The following is a 22,569-nucleotide window of genomic DNA, read 5'->3' on the forward strand; positions in this document are numbered from 1 at the left end:
TATTTACGCTTTTTAAATGTTCATAAAAGAATTAAGCAAAGGCCCTAATTTTTCCATATTTTTGTAGCCATGAGTAACGACAACGGAAATCAGGGAACAGACAAAGCGAACTTCACTGCCAGGAAGACCAGATTAAACAATTCCATGAACACCATGGGAAAAATACCTCCACAGGCATTAGACCTTGAAGAGGCTGTTTTAGGTGCTTTAATGTTAGAAAAGGATGCGCTATCTACGGTAATTGACATTTTAAAACCAGAAGTATTCTATGCTGAAGCGCATAAGAAAATCTTCGAGGCCATTGCCTTATTATTCCAAAAATCAAAACCTGTTGATATTTTAACCGTTACCGCAGAGCTTAGAAACCTGGGTTTACTGGAAATGGTAGGCGGTGCTTATTATATTACCAATTTAACCAACAGGGTTGCCTCTGCTGCGAACATTGAATACCACTCGAGGATTATTTCTCAAAAATACATTCAAAGAGAACTGATCAGAATCTCTTCTGAAATCATCCAGAATGCTTATGAAGATACTACAGATATCTTCGACTTATTGGATCATGCAGAGAAAAACCTGTTTGACATTGCACAAAACAACTTGCGTAGAGATACGCAGAAAATGGATGAGATTGTAAAACAATCCTTAGCCACTTTAGAAGCTCTTCGTGGAAAAAGCGATGGTTTAACGGGGGTCCCTTCCGGCTTTACCGACCTTGACCGCATTACGGGTGGATGGCAGCCTTCAGATTTAGTCATCATTGCGGCACGTCCGGCGATGGGAAAAACCGCTTTCGTACTGACTTGTGCGAGAAATGCAGCAGTAGATTTCAAACGCCCGGTAGTTGTGTTCTCGCTGGAGATGTCCTCGGTTCAGTTAGTGAATCGTTTGATTTCCGGAGAAACTGAAATCGAGCAGGAAAAAATCAGAAAAGGAAACCTTGCAGAATGGGAATGGCAACAGCTCCATAGCAAAATTGGTACTTTAACAGAAGCGCCGTTATTAATTGACGATACCCCTGCCCTAAACATCTTTGAGTTCAGAGCAAAATGTAGAAGGTTAAAATCACAATATGATTTACAACTAATCATCATCGATTACTTGCAGCTGATGCATGGTAAAGGTGAAGGCGGTGGTGGAAACAGGGAGCAGGAGATCGGTAGTATCTCGAGGGCTCTGAAATCAGTAGCCAAAGAATTAAACGTTCCGGTACTGGCACTTTCTCAGTTGAGTCGTGCGGTAGAGAGTAGACCTGGACAAAATGGTAAACGCCCGATGCTATCCGATTTGAGGGAATCTGGTTCCATTGAGCAGGATGCGGATATGGTACTCTTCCTATACAGACCGGAATATTACGGAATTACAGAAGATGAGCAAGGCCGTTCACAAGCAGGTATTGGAGAGGTAATTATCGCGAAACACCGTAACGGTGAAACCGGTATCGTTCCATTACGCTTTATCGGTAAATACGTTAAGTTTACGGATCTGGAGGATAACTTTGCAGCACCTACCTCCTTCTCTATGGATACAAGTGCAGGTATGGCTCCTTCGCAGGACTTTGATCGTCCGGCAGGAAACGTCATCATCAAACCATCCAGAATGGACGATATGCATGACGATGACGCTCCTTTTTAAACGATAAGATTTATAAGAAATAGCCTAATAAAATGCCCGCCAATACGATTATTGGTGGGCTTATTTTTGTAAAGTTCAGCACCAGAAAAGTGCAAACCATTACCCCTATTGACATCAGGTTTAAGCCAATCGGCTGTACCAACAGCATAAAAGCGGCGATGATAAAGCCTACACTTACTGCATTGATACCTACCATAGAATATTTAATGCGGGAAATCTTCTTCAGGTCTTCCCAAAAAGGCACGATAAACAGGACCAAAATCAAGCCTGGCAAATTTATCCCCATCACCGCGACAAAACCACCAAGTATCTGACCGGTTAATCCGTAGCCAAAAGTCTTCATGCTCATTGCCCCTACATAACTTGTAAAAGAAAACGTAGGACCCGGTAAAGCTTGCTGTAGTGCAAATCCGGAAAGGAAATTCGTTCCGTTCAGGTAATGCTTCATTTCGACGAACTCTGTAAACATCAGGGGCACCAAAACTTGTCCGCCGCCAAAAATGAGAATCCCATTCCGATAAAAATTCTCGAACAACCTGATTGGTAAACTAAAAAGAGAGGTACGGTTGATAATGGCCCCCAGGGAGGCTAAAATCAGTAATACCCCGATAAAGTAAATTAACTTTCTGGGATTGATGTTAGAAAACAGCCGCACCCTAAGTTCACTTTCCTCTTTCGGGGTCCCAATGGCTGAAGAAATCATTCCGCCGATTAGAATGGCTATAGGAAATACATAGGCATTCCTCAGCACCATTGTCCCCACCACCGCAGCAATGGCCAGAAAAATAGTCAACTGCGACACCAACACTCTTTTCGCTAAATTATAAGCGCCAAAAGCAACAATCCCCAGAGCGATGGGCTGAATGTATACCAGAATTTCACTGAACTTTTGCTGCTGGTCCCATTTCGCGAAGCTAATCGCCGCGAAAGTCATCAGTGCTGCAGAAGGAATGATCCAGATAAAAAAGGCAATCAATGCCAGTTTTAGTCCACCTACTTTATACCCAATTCCTACCAGGGTTTGAGTAGAAGCCGGACCAGGCAGTACTTGCGAAAGGGCATGGAGTTCCAACAATTCCTCTTCCGTAATGTACCTGACATCTTTAACAAAATATTTAAGCAATAATGCAAGATGCGCCTGTGCCCCACCAAAAGCGGTAAAGGTAAAAAGAAACACATCTCTGATAAACAACAGTTGTCTTTTGTTCACCATCCCCATGGCTAATCGTCTTCGTAATCCAGGCCTGCAGCAGAATTATAAGCGCCTTGCAACTCAGAAAATGCATGCATATCTCTTTTGTTTCTGGCGACCAACATTCCTTTTTGATAAATCTCTAAAGCGGTATCTTTTTGTCCGACTTTCTCATAAAGCTTACCAAGATGGTAATAAGTACCTACATAATCGGGATGGTCTGTGGTCAATTTCAAGTAATATTCAAATGCCTTTTCCTGGTCATTTGAATTGTTGTATTCTGTGGCTAAAGCGTACAGAACGAATGGATCATGAGGATCATTGGATAAAAACTCCAATAACTTTGCTAATCGGGTACTTTGCATTTTAAATCCCTGCTTTTTTAATTAGATTTGCAAAAAGACAATTTTATGAAAATATTAGTTTGTATCAGTAATGTGCCCGACACAACGACAAAAATAACTTTTACTAACGATAATACACAATTCAATACATCAGGCGTACAATTTATTGTAAATCCGTATGATGAAATTGCCTTATCTAAAGCAATTGAGTTGTGTGAGGGTGGTAAAGGAACCGTTACCGTAATCAATGTTGGAGAAAGTACTACAGACCCAACCATAAGAAAAGCACTTGCCATCGGAGCAGATGATGCTGTCAGAATCAACGCTGAACCTAGAGACGCTTACTTCACTGCCTATCAGATTGCGGAGTATGCAAAAACCACAGACTTCGACATGATCCTTTGCGGCCGTGAATCTATTGACTACAATGGATCTCAGGTAGCAGCAATGGTGGGTGAATTTTTAGATATCCCATCGATCTCTATCATCAAGAAATTGGATTATGATGGAACAACTGCAACTATAGAACGTGAAATTGAAGGCGGAAAAGAAGTAGTTTCTGTGACTGGCAAGTTTATTGCGAGTTGTGCAGAAGGTACGGCAGTTCCAACTATCCCAAATATGAGAGGCATTATGTCTGCAAGATCTAAACCGCTACAAGTAATTGAAGCTAAAGAAGTCGCGCAAATCAGCAAAGTCACTAAGTTTGAGACGCCTGCCCCACGTGGTGCCGTGAAACTGATTCCTGCAGAATCTGCAGCACAGTTGATCGAGCTTTTACATACAGAAGCTAAAGTGATCTAATCCGTTCTATTCTCATTTTTAAAATTATTTAATAAAGATCTTATGTCAGTTTTAGTATATGTAGAACAAGTCGATGGTAAGTTTAAGAAATCTGTTTTTGAAGCAGTAGCTTATGCTAAAGCCATTGCAGATACACAAGGAAGTAATTTAACCGCGATATCTATTGGTAATGTTGGAGAAGACACATTGAAAGAGCTGGGTAAATACGGCGCTTCAAAGGTGTTAAATGTTGCCAACGACCAATTAAAAAACTTCGTAAACCAGGCTTATGCTTCGGTAATTGCTGAGGCAGCAAAAAAAGAAAACGCTGATGTGGTGGTATTGTCTAACTCTTTCTCTGGAAAAGGTTTGGCACCACGTATTGCGGTAAAATTAGGCGCAGGATTGGTTGATGGTGCAGTAGAATTGCCTAAACTGGATGGCGGAACGTTTTCTGTAAAGAAAAACGCCTTCTCAGGAAAAGCATTTGCAGTAACAGAATTAACTTCAGCAGTAAAAGTGATCGCTTTAAATCCAAATGCGTTTGGGGTAAAAGAATCTCCTGTTGAGGCTACAATTGAAACTTTCGCTCCGGAAGTGAAAGCTACAGACTTAGCTGCAATTGTTAAAGAAATCGTGAGAGCGACTGATAAAGTATCTTTACCGGATGCAGAATTGGTAGTTTCCGCAGGGCGAGGCCTTAAAGGCCCTGAGAACTGGGGAATGATCGAAGAGCTTGCCGGACTACTTGGAGCGGCTACAGCCTGCTCTAAACCAGTTTCAGATGCAGACTGGAGACCACATTCAGAACACGTTGGACAAACTGGTATTGCCATCAGTCCGAATCTATACATCGCCATTGGTATTTCTGGAGCGATCCAGCATTTAGCAGGCGTAAGTTCTTCAAAAGTAATCGTAGTGATCAACAAAGATCCTGAAGCTCCTTTCTTTAAAGTTGCGGATTACGGTATCGTAGGTGATGCCTTTGAAGTTGTTCCTCAATTAATAGAAGCATTAAAAGCACATAAAGGCTAAATAAATATCCGGCTGAGGCCTTGCTTCAGCCAGATATTACTTAAGATGAAAAAAGTAAAACTCGAAATTATCGGTTTGTCTTACAGCCAAACCCAATCAGGTGCTTATGCACTGGTTCTTGGCGAAGTAAATGGCAGAAGACGTTTACCGATTATCATCGGTGCGTTTGAGGCACAAGCTATTGCCATAGAAATTGAGAAGATGGTCCCAAGCAGACCGCTTACTCACGACCTGTTCAAAACTTTTGCACAGACTTATCATGTACAAATTACAGAGGTATTGATTTACAACTTGGTAGAGGGTGTATTCTTTGCTAAACTTATTTGTACGGATGGTGAAACCATCCAGGAAATTGATGCCCGAACATCTGATGCCATTGCATTAGCCGTTCGTTTCAATGCCACCATTTACACTTACGAATTTATCCTTTCTTCGGCTGGGATTGTCATTGAGGGCAATGACTTCCTTTTCTTAGAAAACATGGATAACATTTCAAAAGAACAGAGTTCTGAAGACATGAGTACTTCCATCCCAGGCTCGAATTATAAATCACTCAGCACAGAAGAATTAAATCAAAAACTTCAGGAGGCAATTGCCGAAGAAGCCTATGAAAAAGCTGCCAGGATTCGTGATGAATTAAACAGAAGAAATTCCGCATAACCCCCTATCGCTTATTATTTTAAATATCTTATCTCAATTTAGAATTTCTTATCAAAATAATTCTATCTTGAAGTATTAATTCAAAAAAACAACTAAATTATTATTATGAATGTTAAGTTACGCTTAACTCTGATGAATTTTTTGCAATTCTTTATCTGGGGTTCATGGCTTATTACTATTGGCGTGTATTGGTTCCAGAATAAAGGATGGTCAGGTGCAGAATTCGGAGTGATCTTCTCTACGATGGGAATTTCTTCTATTTTCATGCCTGCACTTGCCGGAATTATCTCAGACCGTTTTGTCAATGCGGAAAAACTATACGGAACTTTGCACATTCTTGGTGCTTGTGTCCTTTTTTGCCTGCCAATGGTCACTAACCCAGGTACATTTTTCTGGGTAATCCTCCTCAACATGATTTTTTATATGCCAACGCTATCCTTATCAATTACCGTTGCATATTCTGCTTTAAAGAATGCCAAACAGGATGTGGTAAAAGACTACCCTCCGATCAGAATCTGGGGAACAATTGGTTTTATTGCGGCTTTATGGGTAGTGAGTTTAACCGGAAATGAAGCTTCTTCCAACCAGTTTTACATCGCATCAGGTGTTTCCTTAGCTTTAGGTATCTATGCCTTTACGCTACCAAAATGTCCTCCATTGTCCAATAAGATAGAAAGCAAGTCTTTCATAGATGCCTTAGGATTAAGGGCCTTCACTCTGTTTAAGCAAAAGAAATTTGCAGTATTCTTCTTATTCTCTATGTTTTTAGGTGCAGCATTACAGCTGACCAATGCTTATGGAGATACTTATTTACATGATTTCAAGGAAATTCCTGAATTCAAAGACCTGCTTGCTGTGAAATATCCGGCAATCATCATGTCGATTTCACAGATCTCTGAAACCTTATTTATTTTAGCCATTCCTTTCTTCTTAAGAAAATTCGGTATTAAATACGTGATGTTGTTCAGTATGCTGGCCTGGGTATTGAGATTTGGTCTATTTGCCTTTGGTGATCCTGCTGGCGGATTATGGATGATCATTATGTCTTGTATCGTTTACGGTATGGCATTTGATTTCTTTAACATCTCTGGTTCATTATTCGTGGAGACACAGATTGATGAGAAAATCAGGGGAAGTGCCCAAGGTTTATTCATGATGATGGTGAACGGTTTTGGTGCATTATTTGGAAGTTTTACCAGTGGACTGATCATTGAACACTTCTTTACCGGAGCTAATCAAAGTAAAGACTGGCATGGCATCTGGTTAACTTTTGCTGCCTACACGTTGGTATTGGCCATCACCTTCCCTTTTATCTTCAAATACAAGCACAATAAAGCGGAAGTGAATGCGATTAATGCAATGAACCATTAAAAAAAACAACCGAACCAAACCAACCAACAACCTACTACTAAACTATGTCTGGCAAATACCGTAAAGAAAAGGACTGCTTAAACTGCGGTCATGAAGTAGAAGCTCATTTTTGCTCTTACTGCGGACAAGAAAACATCGTCGTTAAAGAAGATGCACTACATATGGTAGTGCACGCCGTATCCGATTATTTCCATTTCGAGTCCAAGTTCTTTGGCACCATCAAACCTTTATTATTTCAACCCGGCGTATTGACACAAAAATACGTAGAGGGGAAAAGGGCTTCCTATTTACACCCCATTAAACTGTATATCTTTATCAGCATTGTTTTCTTTCTGGTCGCCCTTGGTGGTAGGGAAGAACCCGATTTAGAAATTAAAAAGGATACGCCTGCGCTAAAAAAAGACACGACCACAAAGCAGGTCGACCCAGCTAAAATAAAAGGAGAATCGATTGATTTTTATGGGCCAAACATTGTTGAGACCATTAAAAAAAATAAAGACCGTGCTAAAAAACGCGCTAAAAAAGCTAACAAAGGTGATCATGTTTCTGCACTCGGTGAGGTACTGGACAGTACGATCGAGGCTTATGAGAAAAGACAACTCGATTTACCATCCGGGAAACGTGATAACTTTTTCATGGCTGCACTTCAGAAAAAGAACATCAAGTTAAATCAAACCAATGAGTCAGTAGAAAAGTTTGAGGACGGTCTCTTGCACAATGTTCCGAAAATGATGTTTCTTTTACTTCCTCTTTTTGCGCTGATCCTTAAACTTGTTTATTTTACTAAAAAGAAATACTATTTTGAGCATTTGATTTACTCTTTCCATGTTCATTCGGCCATATTTCTGATTGTCCTGATTAGTACCATGGTCACCTGGCTTGTGGGTTATGTTTATGACATCAGTGAGCTCACGTTTGTTCTGAGCTTCTTTTGGATTACCTGGTACATCTATAAGTCTCTACGGACTTTCTATGGCAATAGCAGCTGGATGACGATATTAAAATACTTCCTGTTGATCGTTTGTTATACTATTGCAATGACAATCACCTTGATCTTAGGAATTGGAATATCAGCCTTTATGATTTAGAAAGATAAGCTCATAAAAAAACCGCTTCGTCCATAAGACGAAGCGGTTTTTTTATGAGCTTAAAAGCGAATTAGCGTTGCTCTAAAGGAACGAATTCTCTATTGGTATGACCAACATACACCTGACGTGGGCGACCGATTGGTTCTTTGTTCTCATGCATTTCTTTCCATTGTGCAATCCATCCTGGTAAACGACCTAAAGCAAACAATACGGTAAACATATCAGTAGGGAAACCTAGGGCTCTGTAGATGATTCCAGAATAGAAATCTACGTTTGGATAAAGCTTTCGCTCTACAAAGTAAGGATCGCTCAATGCTGCTTCTTCCAGTTTCTTAGCAATCTCCAATACTGGATCATTGATACCTAATTTTTCTAAAATATCATCACAAGCTTTCTTAATGATTTTCGCTCTTGGGTCAAAGTTTTTGTAAACTCTGTGTCCGAAGCCCATCATACGGAAAGGATCGTTTTTGTCTTTCGCTTTGTTGATCCATTTTTCAGTATCACCACCATCTTCTTTAATGCGTTCCAGCATTTCGATTACTGCCTGGTTTGCACCACCATGAAGTGGACCCCATAAAGCAGCGATTCCTGCAGAAACTGAAGCATAAAGGTTACAGTCTGATGAACCTACCATTCTCACTGTTGAAGCAGAGCAGTTTTGCTCATGATCAGCATGTAAGATCAATAAAGTATTCATTGCATTTACAACTACCGGATCAATATCAATTTCTTCTGTACGCTGACCGAAGATCATGTTTAAGAAATTGCTAACGTAGTCGTATTTATTTTTTGGATAGATCAGTGGATGACCTAAAGATTTTTTATAAATGAAGGATACAATCGTTGGGAACTTAGCCAGTAATTTAATCATGGTCAGATCCATGGTTTCCGGCGAAGAGTTAGCATTTAGAGATTCCGGGTAGAATGTAGACAATGAACACACCAATGAAGCCAGTTGCGCCATCGGGTGAGATTTAGAAGGATAACCATCTAAAAACTTCTTCATGTCCTCATGGATCAGCGTATGACGGCTAATCGAAACCTGAAAATCAGTTAATTGCTCAGTTGTAGGTAAGTCGCCATATATAAGCAGGTATGCTACTTCTAGAAAGGTAGATTTTTCCGCCAGTTCTTCAATTGAATAACCACGGTATTTTAAAATCCCTTTTTCTCCGTCTAAAAAGGTAATTGCACTTTTGGTGGATCCGGTGTTTTTGTAACCAAAGTCTAAGGTAATGTGACCGGTTAAATCTCTAAGTTTCGAAATATCTATAGACTTCTCCCCTTCGGTACCGGTAATAACGGGAAATTCATAGACTTTTCCGTCAATCTTAATTTCTGCAATATCTGACATATATATATCTTAAATTTATAATAAACAAAATTAGCTAATCGAAATTGATTAGCATTTGATCAGCGCTAACAAAGCTGTTAAATAATTATTAAATGTGAGTCAAGGGCAAGTAAGAATCTGCGAAATTACTTCGCTGATTTGATTTCTTCAGCTACTCTTCCGCACTCCATCATTTCATCTCCGTAATAAGGGTTCTGAATTTTCTTTTCCGAAGATAACCAGTCGCCACCATCCCCGTTATTCGCCATTGGGCAATGTTGCACGTAGATTGTTCCTGCGGATAGATCTGCATGTTTAAACAAAGCAATCAGGTCATTACTTAAGGCAGTAAAGTCTTTTCTTTGTGCAGCGATATCTTTTGCTGTAGCGATTTTATCAGCGATAAGAGTAGTGCTTTCGCAACCTTTCTGGCTGGCCAGGTTTACTTTCAATGCTGCTGCTGCTTTTTGAGCTTCTTCAAATTTAGTATTTACCAAAGCATCTTTTAAAGAGATATAGCCATTATAGATCGCCTCAACATTGGCATCTTTCAATTTCACGCCTGCCGGTGTTGCGGCATCAGCTACCGTAGCAGACGTAGAATCGGTAGCACTTAAGGCTATCTTTTGGTTCGTGTTGCTGGTACAAGATGTAGCGACCATAATTGCTGCTACAGCGAAGTATCTTTTCATATAAGTTTTTTTGTTTTTATGAATAACAGATCTATGATATTCTGTTTTTTGGTTAAATTACAGTTTTAATTTTAAATAAATAAAAAAGCCCCTGAAAAAAACAGGGGCTTAGTGTAATTAAGTCTTTTTCAGACCTATAATTTAAAGCCATATGCAATGCGTAAAGCAACTTGGCCAGTATTTAAACCGCTCTTTGGCAAGCCTTCATATTTTACCCCCAGATCCAGTCCGCTGCTCCAGGCATAACCAATTGCAGGAGAATAAAGAAATGAAGTCCCGGAGTTTTTAGTCACCCCAAAGGCCGCACCTACTTCTCCCATTCCATACAAACCTGATCCGCTTGGGTCAAAAAACACTTTGACACCGGCTTTCAATGGAATATATCCATAATCAGGAACGTCAAATCCATTCTTGTTTTCGCCAATAAAATGTGTGTATCCTGTGGTAATAGGAACGGAAACTTGTTTTGAAACATCAAACTGCATTCTCGCATCAGCACCTATAGCGAAGCTATAGCCATCTGTAGTAGGAACACCTAGATTAACACCTACACCAAGTTTCTGCGCATTTACATTCGTACTAAATAATAAAGCCACAACAGCTGCTGTCGAGGCTATAAAGGTGGTAGATTTTTTCATTTTGTAATTTCGTTGATATGCCAGGACATTTACAAAATGTATGCCATAGGAAAGAATTTATCTTTTAAAAAGACAAATCCTGCTGATAAGCTGTCATAATTTTACCATATAAATCGGCTTCATCCTGAGTGGCATCAAACCAATGAATTTTCAATCCGTCTTTCTCCATTTTCCTAAAAAAAGTCATCTGACGCTTCGAGAACTGACATATTGCTGTTCCAAGACGTAATTTAAGGGTTTCATAATCCAGTTTGCCCTCCAGGTAAGCAATGATAAATTTATACTCTAATCCATAAAAAATTAAAATCTCCCGGTCCACTCCCATTTCCAACAGCATTTTTACCTCATCTATCATCCCTTCTTTAAATCTGACCTCCATTCTGTTCAGGATTTTCTCCCTGCGCAAAGTAACTTCAGTTTGCAGTCCGACAATAAACGGCGTGATTAATGGTCTTTTCACAGGAGAAAAGTCATGGTGTTGCAGGTATTCGGCGATCTCCAATACGCGAATCAGTCTTTTATGAGAAGAAAGGTCTGCATGAGCAACGATACCCTTCGGGTAATCCAGCAGCATTCGCCTCAGTTCTTCAATGTCTTTTGATAACAACTTTTCTCTTAAACTTTCATTTATCGGAATAGCCGTGTATTCCTGCTCCTGCAGGATGCTATGGATGTACATTCCAGTACCACCACATAGAATTGGCAATACCCTTTTAGCAGTCAGCGATTCAAAAATCCTGTAAAAATCTTCTTTAAACTCGTTTACATTGTATTTCTCCCCTGCATCTTTAATATTAATGAGGTGATAAGGAATATTTTTTCCATTGATATGGTACTCTTGAAGGTCCTTTCCGGTTCCAATGTCCATATTTCTAAAAACCTGTCTGCTATCAGCACTAATAATTTCCGCAGAAAGTGCTTCTGCAAGCTTTACTGCAAGTTTAGTTTTTCCGGAAGCTGTAGGTCCGAGTACGACCAGTAGTGGGTGATGCTCCATTTACAAGTATAAGATGTATTTTAAATTTCCCGTATTGAATACCGGAATATATTGATGTTCCAATAATAGTTGTCGCTTTGCGCTTTCCTCCAGTGGCTTTAATAAATCTGGCAAGGTTCCAGGCAGGCGAAGCAGTGTTCTCCGACTGTAGTCCTTTAAATTCAGCCACAAAACCAAAGCTTCTGTCGTATTGACCAGTTCAAAACCAGAAGAAGCATAGGCATTACCCAGCGACCAGTCCCGATCGGCATAACTCATCAGGTCATTTGGCTGAACCAGGTTAATGAAATGTTTGAGCAATTTGCTAAAACCACCAGTCACCGTAAAACCAATCTGGCTTGCAAAGCGCACCAGTTCATAAGAACGATAATCGGGAGCAATACTTTTCATCGGCCTTGGAGCACTAAATAGTGCAACTGCAACGATTTCTTCTCCAATTACCAATGCGAATTTATATTTTGTTTTTGCTGAGCCCTGTAAATGATGGTTCAGGAGGAACTCATCTGCCTGTACCTGATTGATGGGAACGATTTTGCCTTTACGGCCATGGAGTGTTTTATTGAGCCCCAGTATGGAAGCAATTCTGCCCAATACCTGATCTCTTCGGCTCCGCCAAACATCTTCCCATAAATGAACCAGATAGCAATTTTGTTCCTGATAAGTAGTTTGCAATGTAATAAAGTCCTCAGGACTGCCTGCATCGGTTAAAGAAACCAAATGTATGGCCAGCTGCTGTTTATCCAGAAAGACCAAACCCTGCGCTTCTTCTAAGGTAAATGCGATACCTTTATCCGCTAATGCGCTTATAAAATCTAATTGCCAAACCGGTCTTAATCTACCCAACCCTTTTCTTTATATAATTTGAATCCTTCTGCCAGGGCGCTTTCTATCATCGATACCAGCTCCACATCCAGTTTCTTGAAATGAAAACAAGACTTCCCTTTTAAATGCTTCAATAGTTTCGGACCAAAAGTAGTCTTCATTTCCGGTTCTAAGTATACTGGCATAAAATAAAAGCCAACATCCGCTTTTTTAATCACGACACTGGCAAAAAACCACCCTAATCTTTTTTTACCATCCACTACCACCTCTTTCTCGCTCCACAACTCATAAGCCGTTTCACTATTCACCCGGTTGTTGAATCCCAAAGCTTCATAAGTTTGCATCGTGGCTCTAATCGTTTGAAAAATTTCTACAAAGTCAGTTTTCATGAGTATAGGTTTTATGTTGAGTACAGATACTAGTACCATAACATGATTTCATCGGATATTGTTTAGTAGAAACTAATCCAGATACCATCTTTTCAGAGGGTAATTCTGATCCAATACTATGGCCTCTCCTAACATTGGCGTTGTAATTTTCAAGTTCATTTCTTCTGCCTTTTTCACTGCCCTGATGACCGGTTCATTCCAATCGTGCAGGGCCAATGTAAATTTCCCCCAGTGTACCGGCAGCAGGACTTTCGCTTTTAAATCAATTGCCGCCTGAACTGTTTGCTCTGGAAACATATGAATCAAGGGCCAATAAGGATTGTACTGTCCACATTCCAGGATGGCCAGGTCAAAGGGACCGTATTTCTCGCCGTCTTTTTTAAAATGAGTATCATATCCTGAATCACCACCCAGGTAAAGCTTATGATTTGGCGTTTGCAGGATAAAAGCAGACCATAAAGATTGGTTTCTTTTGAACAATCTTCCTGTAAAATGTCTGGCAGATCTGGCTAAAAATTTCAGTCCATTTACTTCCACTGCTTCTCCCCAGGCCAGTTCCGTAATTCTACCTGCAGAAATCCCCCAACGTTCCAAATGGGCACCTGCACCTAAAGAAGTTACAAAATGCTTCGTTTTATCTTTTAACCGGAGAATCGTTTGGTGGTCCATATGGTCATAATGATCATGAGTAATCAAAACCACATCTAAAGCAGGAAAATCTTCCGGCTTTACAAAATCTGTTCCTTCATAGTTTTTATTACCCAGAAAAGAGAATGGAGAAGTACGGGCAGAAAACACCGGATCTACCAGGATGTTCAATCCATCTACCTGCAAAAGGTAGGAAGAATGACCAAACCAGGTCAGTTTAACTCCCTCGATATTGGAGAAATCAGGCTTTACATGTGGGAGTGCCTTTTTAGGACTGGAATTTTCATTTCCTTTGATCATTGCAACCAGCATATCCACATAACTCACATCATCTGGTTTCATGGTGGTCGGTGATAAATTTTCCAGGGCCCCATCCTTATAATTTGGTAAAGCTTTGATTCTGTTGAGGCGTGCGCCTTCCGACAAACTACCAAATACTGGTAAGCCCGTCACCCAAAAGGCAAATCCACCGATCAGAATGACCAATACTAAAAACACATACATAAACTTCTTCATTTAAATCGCCTTCTTCTATTTAGTTTCCGGAGCAGGCACTGCTGCTGGAGGTGTTGGTGGGGCTAATTTAGCTGCAAGTCCATTTCCTGCCAACAACATCTCATTGGTAATCTCTTTGGTATATTCGGTAATCTCTGCTTTGAAATCAGCTACAGAGGCTCCGGAACGAATTTCCTCCAAACGCTTCTCCCATTGTCCGGTCAATTCTGCCTGTGCAATTTTCTGGTCTTTCACCACATCATATACGGCAAGTCCTTTTGGTGTTGGCACTAGATTTCTCTTTTCACGGATGATATATTCTCTATTGATCAGGGTCTCGATAATTGCCGCTCTGGTAGCCGGAGTACCCAAACCACTATCCTTCATCGCATAACGCAACTCTTCATCTTCAATATCCTTACCTGATGTTTCTAATGCTTTCAAAAGAGAAGCCTCATTGTACATCGGTTTTGGCTTGGTTTGTTTTTCCATGAAGGCTTTGTTCACCACAGGCAACAACTCTCCTGTCTTCACTTTAGGCAAGGCAGGATTTTCCTCATCTTTCTTTTCTTCATCAGACTCATTAAATACTGATCTCCATCCTGCAGAACGAATCACGGTACCATTGGCGATAAATACAGATCCGGATTCTACGGTTATTTTGGTGATTTCCTTCACACATTCCTGATGAAATGCTTCCAGCATACGCCCAACTACCATGTCGTAAATGGCTTGTTTATCACCCGTCAGCTGGTAAGGAGATTCTCCTGTAGGCAGAATGGCATGGTGATCCGTTACTTTTTTTGCATTTACACTACGTTTGTTCAACTTGGCAGTACTCAGAAATTCGGCTTGTTTGCCAAAATCCTTATGGTCTTTCAGCTTTTCAATCAACGCAGGAACACCGGCAAATACGTCATCACCGATAAACCTACTCCCTGTACGGGGATAAGTGATCAATTTACTCTCATACAAACCCTGTAACAAACTTAAAGTCTGGTCAGCAGTAAATCCCTTCTTTTTATTTCCTTCTTGCTGTAAGCTACTTAAATCGTGTAATAGCGGAGGTGGCTCTTTTCTTGGTTTCGCCTCTACACTTAAAATCTTTCCACCATTCGGGAAGCCGGAAGCTACATCTTCGATTTTATCAAACAGTTCCTGTGCTTCTTCTTTCTTGCTAAAGTTAGCGATAGACATGGCCCTAAACAGCTGTCCGTCTTTATCCAACTGGATTGCCAGCTGGTAATAGGTTTGTGGTACGAAGTTCTTGATTTCCAGATAACGGGAGCAAATCATCGCCAATGTAGGGGTCTGCACCCTTCCCAACGACAATACAGAGCGGTTTCCTGCGGAAATGCTCAAAGCTTGTGTCGCGTTCATACCTACCAGCCAATCCGACTCCGACCTGCAATGTGCAGAATTGAATAGCGTATCGTAATCCGTACCAGGTTTCAGGTTTCTAAATCCTTCTTTGATGGCTTCATCAGTTTGGGAAGAAATCCAGAGTCTTTTAAAAGGTTTTTTACATTTCAGGAAATAGTAGATATAGCGGAAAATCAGTTCCCCTTCCCGCCCGGCATCCGTTGCTACGATGATCTCTGTAGCCTCATCGAATAGCATCTTAATGGTATCCAATTGCTTACGAACCCCAGGATCTTCCACCAAACCGTCTTTGGTTTTGATTTTACGAATCGCCAGTTTGAACTTTTTGGGTAACATCGGCAGGTGTTGCCTTCTCCATCCTATAAAACCATACTCCTGCGGTGGCGCCAATTGAAGTAAATGACCAAAGGCCCAGGTAAAAGAATACCCTTTTCCTTCAATATACCCATCTTTTTTTGTCGTAGCACCGAAGACTTTAGCTAACTCACGCCCTACGGAGGGTTTTTCTGCAATTACAATCTTCATAATTATTCAAAAATATCTAAACCAATTTTAAAAGTATGACAATGTGCTTCCACAATGTCCCGGATGTTTGGGGAATATCCCCCACCCATGCTCACCTGTACGGGCAGGTTGTTGTCTTTGCAAAATTGCAAAACGGCTTTGTCGCGGGCCTTACAACCCTCTTTTGATAAAGCCAGTTTACCCAGCTTATCGCTTTCCAGTACATCCACCCCAGATAAGTAAAATACAAAATCAGGTTGATGTTTCAATAATTCCGGAAGTGCAGCTTCCAGCTCTCTTAAAAACTGATCATCCTTTAATCCATCTTCCAAGGGGATATCGAGGTTTGAAACCTCCTTTCTAAAGGGAAAATTCTTTTCTCCATGCATAGAAAAAGTGAATACCCGATCTTCTCCTTCAAAAATCTCTGCAGTACCATTTCCCTGATGCACATCCAAATCTATGATTAAGATGCGTTGCGACAAGCCTTTATTCAATAAGTAATTTGCGGCAATCGCCTGATCATTCAACAGGCAAAATCCTTCGCCCCAATTACTGCCGGCATGGTGTGTACCACCAGCTACATTAAATGCAATTCCATTCTTCTGCGCGAAAACAGCGCCATCTATAGTCCCCTGAGCAATCCTTAGTTCCCTTTCCAGCAATTGTGCCGATAAAGGGAAACCTATTCGTCGCTGTTCCCTTGGCGGCAAAGTCAGATCGCGAAGTTGCGCCCAATATGCAGGATCATGCGACAGCAATACAGATGCTTCAGATGCCTCCTCAGGCTCGAATAGATTTGCCTTTGTAATTGCCCCTTCATGGAGCAACTGTTCAGGAATCAGCTCATATTTTAACATCGGAAAGCGATGCCCTTCAGGTAAAGGATGGGCGAACAAAGGATGCCAGGCAATTTTAACCATTTAGTTTAAAATCTCCCCCACATGCTTTTCTATGTTGTTGCAAATATCTTCCACTGGAAGGTCATTTGCATCCTCTCCAAAGGGATCTTCAATCTCTTCCGCAATTAGCTCTAAACCTGCCAGAACATAGAGGATAAAGGGCACAATCGGCACCACATAATAGCCCAGGCTGAACACCCATCCAATGGGTAAGGTAAGCACATAAACGAAGATAAATTTCTTTATGAAAGCACTGTATGAATATGGAATTGGCGTTCTTCTAATTCGCTCACAACCACCACAGATATCCATAAACCTCTCAACATCTGCATTAAGTATAATTAGTTGCTCCTGACTGATCTTTCCGGCAGCTTGCAAATCGTATACACGGGTAGAAATACTGGCTGCAATTTGTATTGGAATATGCTTACCTCCATCTACTTCGATCAGTAAACTATTCTTCCCGAAATACTGCTTTTCGCGAAGGTGTTCCTTCAGGGCAAAAGCAAATTTAGGAATGGCATATTCAAAGAATTCCTCATCTTCTTTGCTTAATCTTAAAGACTTGATTTTGATCGCAAAATTGCGACTTACATTGGTCAGGCCGCCTAATAACCTGCGACCTTCCCACCACCTGTCGTAGGAGGTGTTGGTCCTAAACACCAATAGCATAGAAATGACAAAGCCCAGCAAACTGTGCATCATGCCGATATTTTTCACGTATTGCGTTTCTGAAAGCTTCAGATAATTCAGTTCTAAAAATGCGATTCCTGCAGAAAATATAGCTACACTGACCATTAAGGCCCATAGCTTTCTAAATACATCTGCCTGATCTACATGAAATATAAAAGTTACCCAATCTTTAGGGTTATAATTGATCATAAGAGTATCTCCTTGCTAATTTTGAGCATTAGCTCTCCTGTTTTAAAAACGTCTTCAAAGGAATTGTATAAAGGCACCGGGCTGAGACGAATCACATTCGGTTCCCGCCAGTCGCCAAGCACGTTATGTGCTACCAATTGCTGGAATATCTCTTTCCCTTTGTCTTTAGCAATGATGGAAACCTGGGCGCCACGGTCTGCAGCTTCATCCGGAGTAATTACCTTAAACTGCGTATATTCTAATTCTATATTCACCTGATTAACAACAAATATAAGGTATGCAGTCAAAGTTTCACTTTTAGCTCTTAAGGCCTCCATAAAACCTGCTTTCTGAAATATTTTCAGAGAAGCATGGTATAAAGCCATAGGCATTACCTGGGTACAGCTTACCTGCCATCCATCAGCTCCGGCCTCCGGCACAAAGCCTTTCTCCATTTTAAAACGTTGTTCTTCCTGATAGCCCCACCAACCTGCGAAACGATTCATCCCCTTATCGCCAAAGTGTTTCTCGTGAACAAAAATACCACTGATCCCACCTGGACCTGAGTTCTGGTATTTATAAGAACACCAGCAGGCAAAATCAACCTTCCAGTCGTGCAATTTCAAAGGCACATTCCCAGCAGCATGCGCCAGATCAAATCCAACCTTGGCACCAACTGCATGTCCTGCTTTAGTGATCGCTTCCATATCGAACCATTGCCCGGTAAAGTAGTTGACACCGCCAAACAACACTAATGCAATTTCTGCACCTGCTTCCGCAATTTGCGCTACAATATCTTCGGTTCTCAGGGTATATTCCCCCGCTCTTGGACTGACTTCAATGATTGCTTCTGCGGGATCATAACCATGAAAACGAACCTGACTTTCTATCGCATACTGATCAGAAGGAAAGGCGCCGGCCTCCATGATGATTTTGAAGCTACCAAGCTGAGGTTTATAAAAACTCACCATCAAAAGGTGAAGATTTACCGTCAGGGTATTCATTGGGCAGACCTCTAAAGGACTGGCACCAACGATAGGTGCCATCAGGGATTTCAGTTCTTTATGGTAGAACATCCATGGGCTTTCCCCTTCAAACCAACCTTCTACGGCAAGGTTTTCCCAGTTGGCCATTTGTTGTTCTAAAACCTCACGTGCAGCTTTAGGTTGCAAACCTAAAGAATTGCCACACAAATATATAAATGGCTCACCATTTTGTTTAGGGAACAAGAAATCATTCCTAAGACCGGCAAGCGGATCTGCATGATCCAACTCTTTTGCAAACGCTAAACTGTAGTCAAAATTCATTGTTTCAAATATCAATAAAAAAGGCAAATAAATACACTTACCTGCCTTTTTGTTATCCACAACCTATCCCCAATCCGCCAAATCAGCTCCTGGGTTTACTTACATAACTATTGCCTTTCAGGTAATACCGCCATGGCAATAAAGCATGATCCTCTGCATAATCAACACCGATCCTGTGACTTGCCACCACCGTTCCTGGAAGCCATCCTTCAGGCGCATCCTCTATCCAGATCTCCGAACCACTGAGGTCTAAGCCATTCAAGCGGCGGTCTATCCCCATTGCTTTTGCCAATGCCCCAGGACCAGCGGTAAGGTTTGGCTTTAACGCTGGCATCCCTCTTCTTTCCAACATCGCATCTATGCCGATAATTGGCTCCAATCCACGGATCAGCACCGCATGAGGCGTCCCCTTGGCAGCAGTCACCACATTAAACAAGTGATGAATTCCATAACAGAGGTACACATAAGACAAACCTCCAGACTCATACATCACCTTTGTACGGTCAGTAAACCGACCTCCATAAGCATGAGAAGCCTTATCCTCAATCCCTTTATAAGCCTCTGTCTCCACAATCATCCCCGCAGTAAGTGCTCCATCTACAAGCGTAAACAGCTGTTTGCCCAATAGCGCTATCGCCAGGGCATTCACATCCTCCTGTTGGTAAAATGAGAAAGGCAGCTTAGCCATGCAGCAAATCAATTATTTCTTTTAAATACTTCGCGTCAACTTCATCAAAATGAGCAAGATACTCAGAATCAACATCCAAAACACCTATCACCTCATCTCCATTAAACAGCGGCAAAACGATTTCTGAGCGTGAAGCCGTTGCACAGGCAATATGTCCTGGAAAAGCATCTACATCGGGCACAATTAAGGTTTCTTCTTGCAGCCAGGAAGCACCACAAACCCCTTTTCCTTTATGAATCCTGGTGCAAGCTACCGGCCCCTGGAAGGGACCTAACACCAACTGATCTTCCTTTACCAGGTAAAAACCTACCCAAAACCAGTTGAACTGCTCTTTTAATGCTGCTGCAATATTCGCTAAATTAGCGATCTGATCGGTCTCTCCGCTGATCAATGCCTCAATCTGAGGGATCAATGATTGGTACTGTGCCGCTTTACTTGTATCCGTTACAATCTTTAAATCTTCTGCCATATCCGGTTTTCTTTGATAACCAAAGATACAAAAGCCCAATCCTTTTGTTTGCCATCCAGAGGTAAAAGCAATAAAATTCAATTGCGAAATTTTATCTAAGTTTGTGGTTTTATAATCACATACACCAAAGAAATGAATAAGAAAATCTTATTAATCACTTCCCTGCTCGCTTTTGGCGCAGTCTTCTCCAGCTATAAGTTCTGGGATGAAGGGATGTTTCCTTTAAGCGAGATTCACAAACTTGACCTAAAGAAAGCAGGCTTAAAGATAGATCAAAATGAAATTTACAACCCCAATGGCACCAGTCTTGTAGACGCATTAGTGAACGTAGGCGGATGTACCGGATCCTTTGTTTCAGGCGAAGGGCTGATCATCACGAACCACCACTGTGCCTTCAGTGCAGTACAACTGGCCAGCACACCAGAACACGATTACCTGACCAATGGATTTGTCGCCAAATCACATGAAGAAGAAATTGAGGCAAAAGGATTAACCTGTCGTATTACTGACAGTTATGAAGATGTTTCTGATAAAGTTCTTGGTGCAGTTGCACAAATAGAAGACCCTGCTTCAAGACTACAAATCATCAACAATACGATGAAGAATATCGCTTTAGAAGCAGAGAAAAAAGACCCAAGCATCAAAGCTGAAGTGTCGGAAATGTTTATCGGAAAGACCTATGTATTGTTCCGCTACAAGACCATTCAGGACGTGAGATTGGTATACGTACCAAACCGTCAGATTGGTGAGTTTGGTGGAGAAACGGACAACTGGGTATGGCCACGCCACACCGGAGATTTCTCTTTCATGCGCGCCTATGTAGCTAAAGATGGTTCTCCTGCGAAGTATTCAAAAGACAATGTTCCTTACAGCCCTAAAAAGTTCCTTAAAGTAAACCCTAAAGGCACCAATGAGGAAGATTTTGTGTTCATTCTAGGCTATCCTGGAAAAACCTTCCGTCACCGTCCAGCTGAATTTATACAATACCAACAACAGTTTTTACTGCCTTACACTTCTGAATTGTATGATTTCCAAAACAGCACGATGGAGAATGCAGGCAAGAAAAACAAAACTACAGAGATAAAACTGGCTACCAGAATCAAGAGAAATGCCAATGTATTGAAAAACTACAGAGGTAAACTTCAAGGATTAAAAGGTATTGACCTGATTGCTCAAAAGAAACAGGAAGACGCTGCATTGGCAGAATTCATCAACAACAATGTAGATGTAAAGGCAAAATACGGCAGTTTAATGGCTGATATTGACAACCTATACAAATTGATCAATGGAGATGCACAGCGCGACCTATGGTTCTCTCAAATCTACAATTCAACCAGCTTATTAGGGGTATCAAGAAACATCAATACCTTCAAAACAGCACTTGATGCACAGCCTGCAGCTCAAAAGCAAGCTTTCTTCGATCAAAACATCGACAGACTAAAGCAAAGCCTGAGTGCTAATTACGAGGCATACGATCTGGATGTCGACAAAAAGATCTTCAAAAGAATGCTTACGGATGCCGCAGCCTTCAATCCAATGCAAAAAGTAACGGCAGTGAATAAAATCACTAGCAAAGGCACAAACAGCAACTCGGTAATTGACCAGTTTATAGACAACAGCATCGGTCTGAGCAAACTCAAAGATGAATCTTATGTCATGAATACCTTATTAAAATCCCCTAAATCCATTGCAGATTACAATGATGGCTTATTGTTGTTCGAAAAGGACATCGCCAAACAAATCATTGAAATCAAACCAGAAAAAGACCGCAGAGAAGGGCTTTTAAACAAGTTAATGGGAGATTATGTGAATGTAAAAGAGAAATTTATGAAGAAGGACTTCATTCCTGATGCCAATAGCACGTTACGACTAACTTACGGCTATGTAAGGGGATATTGGGCGGCAGATGCTTCTTACATGAGACCATACACTACCGTTAAAGGCATCTTAGAAAAAGGAACTACAGGAAACCCTGATTTCGGCTACCCTGCTCAAATCAAATCATTATGGGATGCTAAAGACTTCGGTCCATACGCTAAAAAAGACCTTAATGATGTTCCAGTAGCCTTCCTCTATAATATGGACACCACAGGAGGGAACTCAGGATCCCCAATTATGAACGCCTATGGCGAACTGATTGGCGTTAACTTTGACCGCGCTTATGGTGCAACGATCAATGACTACGCCTGGAACGAAAGCTATAGCAGATCAATTGGTGTTGACATTCGCTACGTACTATGGGTAGCTTCAAAAATCGACAAAGCCGATTACCTGATCAAGGAAATGGGCGTTAAACTTTAATTCTAATTTACACCAACAGGGCCGTCTTC

22 protein-coding genes are annotated in these 22,569 nt (G+C 41.1%); 7 read left to right on the top strand and 15 right to left on the bottom strand.

The features are described from left to right. Positions 1 to 69 precede the first annotated feature (69 nt). Positions 70 to 1,635 carry a replicative DNA helicase gene (gene dnaB / locus R2S10_RS06005; protein ID WP_316839539.1) on the top strand — a complete coding sequence of 522 codons (1,566 nt, stop codon included), beginning with the start codon at positions 70 to 72 and terminating at the stop codon, positions 1,633 to 1,635. A gap of 10 nt (positions 1,636 to 1,645) precedes the next feature. Here dnaB and chrA read toward each other — a convergent pair whose 3' ends face one another. Continuing rightward, positions 1,646 to 2,848 carry a chromate efflux transporter gene (chrA, locus tag R2S10_RS06010; protein WP_316839540.1) on the bottom strand — a complete coding sequence of 401 codons (1,203 nt, stop codon included), beginning with the start codon at positions 2,846 to 2,848 and terminating at the stop codon, positions 1,646 to 1,648. Positions 2,849 to 2,856: 8 nt separating this feature from the next. Further along, a complete protein-coding gene (locus tag R2S10_RS06015) occupies positions 2,857 to 3,192 on the bottom strand; it encodes a tetratricopeptide repeat protein (protein WP_316839541.1) in 336 nt (111 codons plus the stop codon). 45 nt (positions 3,193 to 3,237) lie between these two features. Here R2S10_RS06015 and R2S10_RS06020 point away from each other — a divergent pair, with 45 nt between their 5' ends. The 5 genes from R2S10_RS06020 (at position 3,238) to R2S10_RS06040 (ending at position 8,108) form a co-directional block, all read left to right on the top strand. Next, positions 3,238 to 3,975, top strand: a complete 738-nt coding sequence (locus R2S10_RS06020; protein ID WP_316839542.1) for an electron transfer flavoprotein subunit beta/FixA family protein — start codon at positions 3,238 to 3,240, stop codon at positions 3,973 to 3,975. 42 nt (positions 3,976 to 4,017) lie between these two features. Next, complete coding sequence (locus R2S10_RS06025) at positions 4,018 to 4,989, top strand: electron transfer flavoprotein subunit alpha/FixB family protein (RefSeq protein WP_316839543.1); 972 nt, start codon at positions 4,018 to 4,020, stop codon at positions 4,987 to 4,989. A 45-nt stretch (positions 4,990 to 5,034) separates the two neighbouring features. After that, positions 5,035 to 5,649: a bifunctional nuclease family protein gene (locus R2S10_RS06030; protein ID WP_316839544.1), complete on the top strand. Its 615-nt coding sequence runs from the start codon at positions 5,035 to 5,037 to the stop codon at positions 5,647 to 5,649. 105 nt (positions 5,650 to 5,754) lie between these two features. Continuing rightward, on the top strand, positions 5,755 to 7,020 hold the full coding sequence (locus R2S10_RS06035) for a nucleoside permease (RefSeq protein ID WP_316839545.1): 1,266 nt from the start codon (positions 5,755 to 5,757) through the stop codon (positions 7,018 to 7,020). Between the two features lie 44 nt (positions 7,021 to 7,064). Beyond that, on the top strand, positions 7,065 to 8,108 hold the full coding sequence (locus R2S10_RS06040) for a DUF3667 domain-containing protein (RefSeq protein ID WP_316839546.1): 1,044 nt from the start codon (positions 7,065 to 7,067) through the stop codon (positions 8,106 to 8,108). 70 nt (positions 8,109 to 8,178) lie between these two features. Here R2S10_RS06040 and R2S10_RS06045 read toward each other — a convergent pair whose 3' ends face one another. The 13 genes from R2S10_RS06045 to R2S10_RS06105 all read right to left on the bottom strand — a co-directional run bounded on the left by R2S10_RS06045 (position 8,179) and on the right by R2S10_RS06105 (position 20,239). Beyond that, a complete protein-coding gene (locus R2S10_RS06045) occupies positions 8,179 to 9,465 on the bottom strand; it encodes a citrate synthase (RefSeq protein WP_316839547.1) in 1,287 nt (428 codons plus the stop codon). A 125-nt stretch (positions 9,466 to 9,590) separates the two neighbouring features. Continuing rightward, positions 9,591 to 10,136, bottom strand: a complete 546-nt coding sequence (locus R2S10_RS06050) for a DUF3347 domain-containing protein (protein ID WP_316839548.1) — start codon at positions 10,134 to 10,136, stop codon at positions 9,591 to 9,593. A 134-nt stretch (positions 10,137 to 10,270) separates the two neighbouring features. After that, the gene (locus tag R2S10_RS06055) at positions 10,271 to 10,774 is read right to left on the bottom strand and encodes a hypothetical protein (RefSeq protein ID WP_316839549.1); all 504 of its coding nucleotides are present in this window, start codon (positions 10,772 to 10,774) and stop codon (positions 10,271 to 10,273) included. A 64-nt stretch (positions 10,775 to 10,838) separates the two neighbouring features. Continuing rightward, positions 10,839 to 11,771, bottom strand: a complete 933-nt coding sequence (gene miaA / locus R2S10_RS06060) for a tRNA (adenosine(37)-N6)-dimethylallyltransferase MiaA (RefSeq protein ID WP_316839550.1) — start codon at positions 11,769 to 11,771, stop codon at positions 10,839 to 10,841. Continuing rightward, positions 11,772 to 12,614 (bottom strand): hypothetical protein, encoded by an 843-nt coding sequence (locus R2S10_RS06065; RefSeq protein ID WP_316839551.1) that lies wholly within the window; start codon positions 12,612 to 12,614, stop codon positions 11,772 to 11,774. It lies immediately after the preceding gene. After that, entirely contained in the window at positions 12,602 to 12,982 is a 381-nt protein-coding gene (locus R2S10_RS06070) for a hypothetical protein (protein WP_316839552.1), read from the bottom strand. The genes R2S10_RS06065 and R2S10_RS06070 overlap by 13 nt, the downstream gene beginning before the upstream one ends. 72 nt (positions 12,983 to 13,054) lie before the next feature. Beyond that, the gene (locus R2S10_RS06075) at positions 13,055 to 14,146 is read right to left on the bottom strand and encodes an MBL fold metallo-hydrolase (RefSeq protein WP_316839553.1); all 1,092 of its coding nucleotides are present in this window, start codon (positions 14,144 to 14,146) and stop codon (positions 13,055 to 13,057) included. A gap of 15 nt (positions 14,147 to 14,161) precedes the next feature. After that, positions 14,162 to 16,033 (bottom strand): DNA topoisomerase III, encoded by a 1,872-nt coding sequence (gene topB, locus R2S10_RS06080; protein ID WP_316839554.1) that lies wholly within the window; start codon positions 16,031 to 16,033, stop codon positions 14,162 to 14,164. 2 nt (positions 16,034 to 16,035) lie between these two features. Beyond that, a complete protein-coding gene (locus R2S10_RS06085; protein ID WP_316839555.1) occupies positions 16,036 to 16,935 on the bottom strand; it encodes a histone deacetylase in 900 nt (299 codons plus the stop codon). Next, a complete protein-coding gene (locus R2S10_RS06090; RefSeq protein WP_316839556.1) occupies positions 16,936 to 17,796 on the bottom strand; it encodes a bestrophin family protein in 861 nt (286 codons plus the stop codon). Next, positions 17,793 to 19,082: a kynureninase gene (gene kynU / locus R2S10_RS06095; protein ID WP_316839557.1), complete on the bottom strand. Its 1,290-nt coding sequence runs from the start codon at positions 19,080 to 19,082 to the stop codon at positions 17,793 to 17,795. The genes R2S10_RS06090 and kynU overlap by 4 nt, the downstream gene beginning before the upstream one ends. Before the next feature lie 82 nt (positions 19,083 to 19,164). After that, the gene (locus R2S10_RS06100) at positions 19,165 to 19,770 is read right to left on the bottom strand and encodes a DNA-3-methyladenine glycosylase (RefSeq protein ID WP_316839558.1); all 606 of its coding nucleotides are present in this window, start codon (positions 19,768 to 19,770) and stop codon (positions 19,165 to 19,167) included. Further along, positions 19,763 to 20,239 (bottom strand): GAF domain-containing protein, encoded by a 477-nt coding sequence (locus R2S10_RS06105; RefSeq protein ID WP_316839559.1) that lies wholly within the window; start codon positions 20,237 to 20,239, stop codon positions 19,763 to 19,765. Before R2S10_RS06105 ends, R2S10_RS06100 begins: the two co-directional genes overlap by 8 nt. Before the next feature lie 132 nt (positions 20,240 to 20,371). Here R2S10_RS06105 and R2S10_RS06110 point away from each other — a divergent pair, with 132 nt between their 5' ends. Further along, complete coding sequence (locus tag R2S10_RS06110; RefSeq protein ID WP_316839560.1) at positions 20,372 to 22,540, top strand: S46 family peptidase; 2,169 nt, start codon at positions 20,372 to 20,374, stop codon at positions 22,538 to 22,540. Positions 22,541 to 22,569 lie beyond the last annotated feature (29 nt).

The organism is Pedobacter gandavensis, assembly GCF_032678745.1.
GTDB classification, from domain to species: Bacteria; Bacteroidota; Bacteroidia; order Sphingobacteriales; family Sphingobacteriaceae; genus Pedobacter; species Pedobacter gandavensis_C.